An 8,045-nucleotide genomic window follows, 5' to 3' on the forward strand; every position below is an offset into this window, starting at 1 on the left:
AGGGGCTGGACGGTGGTGTCCGGGTCGGGGACGGGGCGGGTGCAGGCGTCGAGGGGGAAGGGTTCGGGGGCCAGCAGTGCGCAGGCGCGGAGCAGCGCAGCCGCCTGCGGGCTTTCCTGGGCCAAGCGTTGATGGCTCAGGCGGATCTGTGCAGCCAGGGGCAGCGGGTAGTCCAAGGGGCGGCCTTCGTCGAGCAGGTCGCTGATTTGCGCGGCAAGCAGGTCGCGATACTGGGCCAGCGTGAGACTTCCGCCGAGTAGGGCGGCGGCTTGGACCAGGGCGAGGGGGAGGTCGTCCAGGTCCTGGGCAAGGTGGTCCGCGTCGGCATCGGTGAGAGTGGGGACACGGTCGCGGAGCAGAGCGACGGATTCGGGGCGGGTGAACGCGTCGATGTCGAGGGGGATGGCGAGTGTGTGCCAGGCGGGGTCGCGGGAGGTGATGAGGATGTGGCCGGTGCCGCCGGGCAGGTAGGGGCGCAGGGCCGCAGGGTCCTCCGCGTTGTCGAAGATCAGGAGCCAGCGGGATCGGGTGCGCAGTTCGGCGGCGAGGGCCTCCCACGCCTCGGCGGGGGTGGCGTCGGCGGGGGCGGCACCGATGCGGGCAGCGAGGGCGGTGAGTTGTTCGCCGATGAGTGCGGGTTCCTCGGCGCGGATCCACCAGGCGAGTTCGCATTCGCCGGCGAAGCGGTGGGCGTATTCGATGGCGAGCTGGGTCTTGCCGATGCCGCCGCGGCCGTGCATGGCCTGCACGGTGACCGGGCTGCCGGTGGTGAGGCCGGCTCGGAGGCGAACGAGCAGCTCGTCGCGGCCGGTGAAGGACGCGTTACGGGTGGGGATGTTCCACACACCGGGCAGGCTGCCGGGCAGCCGAGGCCCAGTGGCACCCAGCCGTCGCAGGTGGCCTGAGCCCCCTGGGCCCGGGAACCCTGGTTCCTGGTGGGGGCGGCCCCGTCCCCCGAGCGCCCTCCGGACGGCTTCCAGGAGGGCAGCGCGAGCCGCATCAGCCTCCAGACTGTGGATGCTGGCCGCGATGATCGCCCCCAAGATAGACGGGGCTTTGGCGTCGTCGAGGCGAATCGGGACCATCTTGTCCTTGACCGTGAGGACGGCGGTCCACTCATCGGTTGTAAACCGATCCGGCTCGAAGTAGGCGGCGGAGAACAGGGCGAGCATCCGGCCGCCGCTGTCCAGGGCCTGGTTCATCCTGAGGACGAAGTTTTCGCCGGGAGCCCAGTCCCAGTAGTCCAGTTCGGTGGTGTAGCCGGCATCCTCCAGCTGCCAGGCCACCCACTCAGCCCATGCCCGGTCCGCACCCGCGTGGCTGATGAAGAAGTCCACCCGCCGCCCGTCACCCACGTCGACCATGCCCACCCCGCAACCACGCGACGCCACCACACTCGGCCACGACCCTAGACGCACAACCACCGTCCACGGGCGAAACTTGACAACGGCCCCAGTGCCTCTGCTGGGGCCTGATGAACAACCCGGACACTTTGGGAGGCCGATGAAACTGATGGTGTGACAGCCATGGAGACTTTCCTGTTGTCACACCTGTCACTCTGTCACTGCAAGCGCTCTGAACTGCGTGAATGTCAGTGACACCCGCGGTGACAGTTGCCGTAACCATCGGCCCCGCGGACAGCGACAGCTCGACCCTGGTGTTACTCGGAGGATCCACGGCGAGCCGCCCGCTCCCTGGGCCGGGGTTGGGTGGACGCGTCGGGTGAGGTGTTCTTCAGCTATGCGCGGGTGGATCGGGAGCGGGTGCTTCCGGTGGTGGCCGCGCTTCGGGCGGGTGGGCTGGGGTGTTCCTGGACGAGACGGGGATCGACGAGGTAAAAGAGTTGAGACGTCAGATACCCCACCCAACTGCCTGGGAGCCCTGCCCGTTCTGCCTTGGCCCGCAACCGCCCGACCGTCATCCGATCGGTGGCCGCTCTGAAGTGGCTCATTGTCCGCAGACGGAGTGATACGGCTGGCCAGACAGGATTGAGTCCCACTCACTCGGCGTGATGGCCCGGCCGGCTTTCATGCACAGACGGTGGACCCATGATTTGGCGTCCACGTCCCAGAGAACGATGCTGTTGTCGGATCCAGTCGTCGCCAGGAAACGGCCGTCGGGGCTGAAGACGGGGCCGCGCAGGTAGGTCGGGTCCGGATTCCAGGGGACGGTCAAGATGGCCATCTGTTCGCCTTGTGCAATCGACCAGAGACTGACGCCGCCGCCGTCAGAGGCGAGCATGCTCCCGTCCGGGCTGAAGGCGACAGCTTCGCCGAGTGCGGCATGGAGGGTGTAGGTAGTACGCCTCGCCTTCGCCTTGATATCCCACAGGATGATGCCAAAGTCGCCGCCGACGGCAGTGTTTGCGCTTTCTAAGGCTTTCCAAGCGAGGACATCGCCCTTAGGGCTGAAGCTCAGCCGGTATACGGTTTCGCCGCTACCGCTAGAGAATGCACTGCGCTGGGCTTTCTTTGCAACATCCCAAATAATAATTCTATTAAAGCCATAACCTCCGGCGGCTAGAAGTCGACCATTGGGGCTGAAGGCCAAGCCGTGTACCTGGTAATCATCGCCCTCTTGGGGGATGAGCGTAGCGACCCGCTCACGGCGGGCCACATCCCACAAAACAACAGCACGGTTGGCTGCGGCGGCAAGGGTGCTGCCGTCTGGGCTGAAGACAACCCCCGTGCTCGCCGGATCGGTGGGCGTGGCGCCGGCCAGGGTCGCCGTCTTGGAGCGGCGAGCGACGTCCCAAAGAAGGATGTCTGTACCCGCAATGGTGGCGAGGGTGCGACCGTCCGGGCTGAAAGCAGGATGGTCTCCTGAGCCGGGCAGACGAGCCAGTCGAGCCTGTCGTGGGATGTCCCAGAGAAGGACCCCGCCATCGGTCGGGAACGCCAAAATGTTTCCGTCAGGGCTGAATGCGGGGCTGCCAGAATAGTCTTTCCCCGTGCCCGGAACCGTGGTGACGATCATTGGGTTCTGCGGAATGATGTTCCACATGATGAGTCTGCCGTCGTTGCCTGAGGAGATCAGTTTTCGCCCGTCCGGGCTGAAAGCGATGTCGAGAACGGCACTGGTGTGGCCGCCGCCGAGGATGTCGAGCCGGGTTCGGTTGGCTACATCCCAGAGGCTGATGCCAGCACTATTGTCGCCGGCCGCCAAGATTCTGCCGTCCGGGCTAAAAGCAACGGCGTTGACATCGCCGTCCCGCTCCCAGGTGGCCAGGGTTGCACGTGTCGCGACGTCCCAGAGGATCAGCTTGGCGTCGTGGCCCCCAGTGGCGATCATCCGTCCATCTGGACTGAAGGCCATGTCTAACACCCCGCGGGTGTGACCGCCGGTCAGTGTCCCCAGCAGAGTGCCAGTGCTGACGTCCCACAACAAGACGTCGGCTCCCTGGTTCATCGCGAGGATCCGGCCATCTGGACTGAAGAGGCCAGTGGCCTCGCCCGCGTCACCCAGCAGGGTGTCCACCTCTGTGCGAGTGTCAACGTCCCAGAGAGTGATCTTGCCCGAGGGATAGGACCGGGCGGTCTTGTCAATGCCGGGGATGGCAAGGATGTGTCCGTCTGGGCTGAAGGCAGGGGGCCCGGTTCCGTTAAACGTTGCCTTACTCGTCCCCGAGGTGGGGTCCCATAGAACAACCCTGTCAACCTCTTTAACTGCGAGAGTCTTCCCGTCGGGACTGAACACCGCCGAGTAGGCATGGCGGCCACCTCGCAACGTACGAGCCGGAGCCTTGGGATGTTCCAGATCCCACAGTAGGAGCTGGCTGCTGTCTGTGCTGACCGAGACGAGTGTGCGGCCGTCAGGGCTGAGCGCAAGACTGCTAATCGCCTTGCCTGGCCCAGTTACGAACCGTTCCACGTGTTGGCTGCGCTGCAATTGCTGCATGAGATTAGCCCGGGCTTCGGCAGTTTTACTGATCTGGAAGGCAGCAGCGCTGAGCAACATCGCTGTCTGTAAATCGCTTTGACTCCGAAGCCCGGCGGCGGTGGCCAGCTGGCGCGAATTAGCAATGGCGAGACGCTCCACAGCGATCTGTCGCTGTCGGATGGCAACAACGGCCGCTCCACTCGCCACGAGAGCCAACGCTGCCAAGCCAGATACTGCAACGCGGATCATCCGAGTTCTCCGCTTGTGCTGCGTTACATCTTCGCCTGCCAGCTCGTCAACGGGTCGGCCGTGGATCCGCGCCGCGATTTGGGCAAGAGGAGCACTGAACCTCGGATTCAAGAGGGTGAGCTGATTGGAGTCATTCACTCGGTCGAGAGGTAGATATAATGGCTCATGCCGGAAGACGCCGTACAGCTCTGCGGGCAACGCCGATTCCTCAAGCTCGCCAGTTTCCTCGTTTTCGACCAGCCCATCAAAGTCGCAAGCTTCTTCGTTCCATGTCAGTTTTCCAGCAGTGAGCACCAGAATCAGGTTTTCGCCGGCGGGATCACGCTTTAGCCAGCAGCGAATCTCACGGATTACTGATGCCCTCATTTTCATCTCCGGACACACCAGGAGAATGAGGAATCTGGACGCTCTCAGCGCTCGCTCAAATGATGGCCACATCTCCGAGGTTGCTGATTGGCTTGACTCATCCCGAAATACTCTCATTGCTCTAAGGCGGTACCAGGGGCGCGCGAATGAGTGAAGGCCATCACGCAATGCGGCTGCAAGGATGGCGTCCGGCTCGCGAACATAGGAGATGAATGCGTCGTAGCCTGCCTCGTCCGCGCGCCGTCGAGCCCCAAAAGTCGAAATCCTGGACAGCTGTGAACGTACCGCCGATCGCAACGCCATGGTGATCCTCCAGTGATTTACCTCTGCAGGAAATGTAGGCCCCCAGATCAGTATGAGTGAGCCTTTTCAGCGTTGCCTCTCCAGGTGGGGATGGCCTTGCCAGGGCCGTTTCAAAGTCTCCGGTGAGCACATGCGTCCGCAGGTCATGTTACGGCGGAGTGACAGCTCAGGGCGTCAGGCGACTGTCACACTTGTGGGCTTGATCCGCTTTGACGGACACTCCTGATCAGGGGCTTCGGCCCCGGAAGGATGATGTCCATCATGGAGAGCATGGGGAAGAAGAAGCCGCGCCCTCGTCGCTCGTTCACGCCGGAGTTCAAGGCGGAGATCGTCGAGCTGTGCCGACGCGGTGACCGCTCGGTCGGCCAGGTCGCGAAGGACTTCGACCTGACCGAAACCGCAGTGCGGGACTGGGTGCGCCAGACCCAGGTCGACACCGGCGAGCGGGACGGCCTGACCAGCGACGAGCGCGAGGAGCTGGCGAGGCTTCGGCGGGAGAACCGCCGGCTACGTGAGGACGTCGAGGTCCTGAAGCGGGCGACGGCTTTCTTCGCGAAGAGACCCGGTGACGGTGCACCCGTTCATCGAGGCGGAGAAGCAGGCAGGTCACAGCGTCAAGCGGGCGTGTGAACTGCTCAAGGTCTCCCGTGCCGCCTTCTACGCCCGCCGCAATGGCGCGCCCGGTCCCCGCGCGGTCCGCGACGCCGAGCTGACGGAGAAGATCACCGAGGTCCACGAGACGTCGCGGGGCAGCTACGGCGCCCCACGCATCCACGCCGTGCTCCGCCGGGACGGTGACGGCTGCGGCCGCCGCAGGGTCGCCCGCCTGATGCGCGAGGCGGGGCTGCAGGGCCGGCGCCGCAGGCGGCGCCACCGCACCACGATCCCGGACCCGAACGCCGCCGCACGGCCGGACCTGGTGCTGCGCGACTTCCAGCCCGACCCGACCGGCCTCGACGTGCGCTGGTGCGGCGACATCACCTACATCCCGACCGGTGAGGGCTGGCTCTACCTGGCCACCGTCATCGACATCGCCTCGCGCCGCGTGGTCGGCTGGGCCACGGCCGACCACCTGCGGACCGAGCTCGTCGCCGACGCCCTGCGGACCGCCTGCCGCAGCCGGCGTCCCGACGGTCCGGTGATCTTCCACTCGGACCGCGGCTGTCAGTACACCAGCCGTGAATTCGCCATACTGGCAAGCGAGTTCGGAGTCCGTCTGTCAGTCGGTCGCACCGGCCAGTGCTGGGACAACGCCCTCGCGGAGTCGTTCTTCGCCACGCTCAAGCGGGAGCTGATCGAGGACCGGCCGTGGCCCAGCCGCGCGGCAGCCCGCACAGCGATCTTCGAGTGGATCGAGGGCTGGTACAACATACGCAGACTGCACAGCAGCCTCGGCTACCGCAGCCCCGCCGACTACGAGGCCGTCCTCGCGGCCTGACCACTACAACGAGGGTGTCCGTCAAAGCGGAGCAAGCTCACTTGTCACTCTGTCACTGCAGGCGCCTGAGCTGCGCGAATGCCAGTGACACCTTCAGCGGCAGTCGCCATAGGTGTGAGGCCCTGGGCAGCGACCTCTCGGGCCTGGTCTGACCCGGCGGGTTCACAGTCGAGCCGCTTGCATTCTGGGCCGTCTGTGGGCCGTGCGATGCGCGGCGAGATCGGCCGCGGATGACACCTGCCAACGACTCCGCCACAGGTTAACGCTGTGTGCCTTGGATATGCCGCAGGCGAGAGGGGAGACGCGTCAGTTCCTGCGCAACAAGCGCCAGGACTGGCAGACGTACCGCTCCAAGGTTTCCTGTTCGGGCTGTACAAGAACCGGCAGGTGCTGTAGGCGCAGGGTCAGGGCTACGCCGATCTGCTCGCCGGCGTCTGCGGCGTCCCGAACCTGCTGAAGGCTGTGCCGAGCGACAACTGACGCACAGCTCAGCTCTCGTCGGTGTCTCCCCTGTCCGTGGCAAGGCGCTTCGCGAGCTGGGCGCTGCTCAGGGTGTCGGGGTGGTCCTCGCCGAGGACGCGCTTGCGGCGTTCGAGGGTGTCCTGGCCCAGATCGTGGGCGGTCTGGGTGTCACCGAGTTCGGCGAGGCAGATCGCGAGGTTGTGGGCGCTGGTGAGGGTGTTGGGGTGGTCCTCGCCGAGGACGCGCTTGCGGCGTTCGTGGGTGTCGCGGTCGAGGTCGTGGGCGGCCTGGGTGTCACCGAGTTCGGCGAGGCGGTTGGCGAGGTTGTTGGCGCTGCTCAGGGTGTCGGGGTGGTCCTCGCCGAGGACGCGCTTGCGGCGTTCGAGGGTGTCGCGGTCGAGGTCGTGGGCGGCCTGGGTGTCACCGAGTTCGGCGAGGCGGTTGGCGAGGTTGTTGGCGCTGCTCAGGGTGTCGGGGTGGTCCTCGCCGAGGACGCGCTTGCGGCGTTCGAGGGTGTCCTGGCCCAGATCGTGGGCGGCCTGGGTGTCACCGAGTTCGGCGAGGCGGTTGGCGAGGTTGTTGGCGCTGCTCAGGGTGTTGGGGTGGTCCTCGCCGAGGACGCGCTTGCGGCGTTCGAGGGTGTCGCGGTCGAGGTCGTGGGCGGCCTGGGTGTCACCGAGGGCGGCGAGGCGGAGGGCGAGGTTGTGGGCGCTGCTCAGGGTGTAGGGGTGGTCCTCGCCGAGGACGCGCTTGCGGCGTTCGAGGGTGTCCTGGCCCAGATCGTGGGCGGTCTGGGTGTCACCGAGGGCGGCGAGGCGGAGGGCGAGGTTGTTGGCGCTGATGAGGGTGTCGGGGTGGTCGTCGCCGAGGACGCGCTTGCGGCGTTCGAGGGTGTTTTCGTCGAGGGCGCGAGCACTGGCGTGGTCCAGGGTGTCGCTGTAGGCCCGGGCGAGGTAGTTGGCGGCCCACAGGGTTTCCTCGTCGTCGGGGCCGAGTTGCCGTGTCCAGGTGTCGTGGAGGGCCTTGAGGCGGGGGAGGACGGTGGCGGAGTTGCCGCGGTCCATGAGGTACCAGCAGGCTTCGCAGGCGAGGAACCGTCCCTGCCAGGTGGTGAAGTCCTCGGGCGGGAGGGCGAGGGCGTGGGGGACGAGGCTGGTCCAGGCGTGCCAGGTGCCCGGGTCGTTCGCTTTCTGCGGGGTGGCGGCGGTGAGGAGGGCTTCTGCGGCGCGGGCGGCCTGCCGGTGCTGTTGGGGGGTGAGTTGGTTGCGTAGTACTTCCCGGGTGAGGCGGTGGAGTTGGAGTCCGCCGGGGTAGGTGCGGGCGAGGCCGTGGCGGGCGATGGTGGCCA

Annotated in this window: 5 protein-coding genes; 2 read left to right on the forward strand and 3 right to left on the reverse strand. The window is 66.1% G+C overall.

Annotated features, from left to right (window positions below; genetic code table 11):
- The coding region (fxsT, locus tag ABZ641_RS19685; protein ID WP_359983394.1) for an FxSxx-COOH system tetratricopeptide repeat protein at positions 1 to 1,364 on the reverse strand (1,364 nt) is incomplete at its 3' end.
- A gap of 583 nt (positions 1,365 to 1,947) precedes the next feature.
- Positions 1,948 to 4,494: a WD40 repeat domain-containing protein gene (locus tag ABZ641_RS19690; RefSeq protein ID WP_359983387.1), complete on the reverse strand. Its 2,547-nt coding sequence runs from the start codon at positions 4,492 to 4,494 to the stop codon at positions 1,948 to 1,950.
- Positions 4,495 to 5,067: 573 nt separating this feature from the next.
- Here ABZ641_RS19690 and ABZ641_RS19695 point away from each other — a divergent pair.
- A complete protein-coding gene (locus ABZ641_RS19695; RefSeq protein WP_359983390.1) occupies positions 5,068 to 5,427 on the forward strand; it encodes a transposase in 360 nt (119 codons plus the stop codon).
- A complete protein-coding gene (locus ABZ641_RS19700; RefSeq protein WP_344628566.1) occupies positions 5,363 to 6,235 on the forward strand; it encodes an IS3 family transposase in 873 nt (290 codons plus the stop codon). The genes ABZ641_RS19695 and ABZ641_RS19700 overlap by 65 nt, the downstream gene beginning before the upstream one ends.
- 488 nt (positions 6,236 to 6,723) lie before the next feature.
- Here the strand turns inward: ABZ641_RS19700 and ABZ641_RS19705 are convergent.
- Positions 6,724 to 8,045 (reverse strand): tetratricopeptide repeat protein (locus ABZ641_RS19705; RefSeq protein ID WP_359983392.1); only part of this gene is annotated, 1,322 nt, incomplete at its 5' end.

It is taken from the genome of Kitasatospora sp. NPDC007106 (genome assembly GCF_040634455.1).
GTDB classification, from domain to species: domain Bacteria; phylum Actinomycetota; class Actinomycetes; order Streptomycetales; family Streptomycetaceae; genus Kitasatospora; species Kitasatospora arboriphila.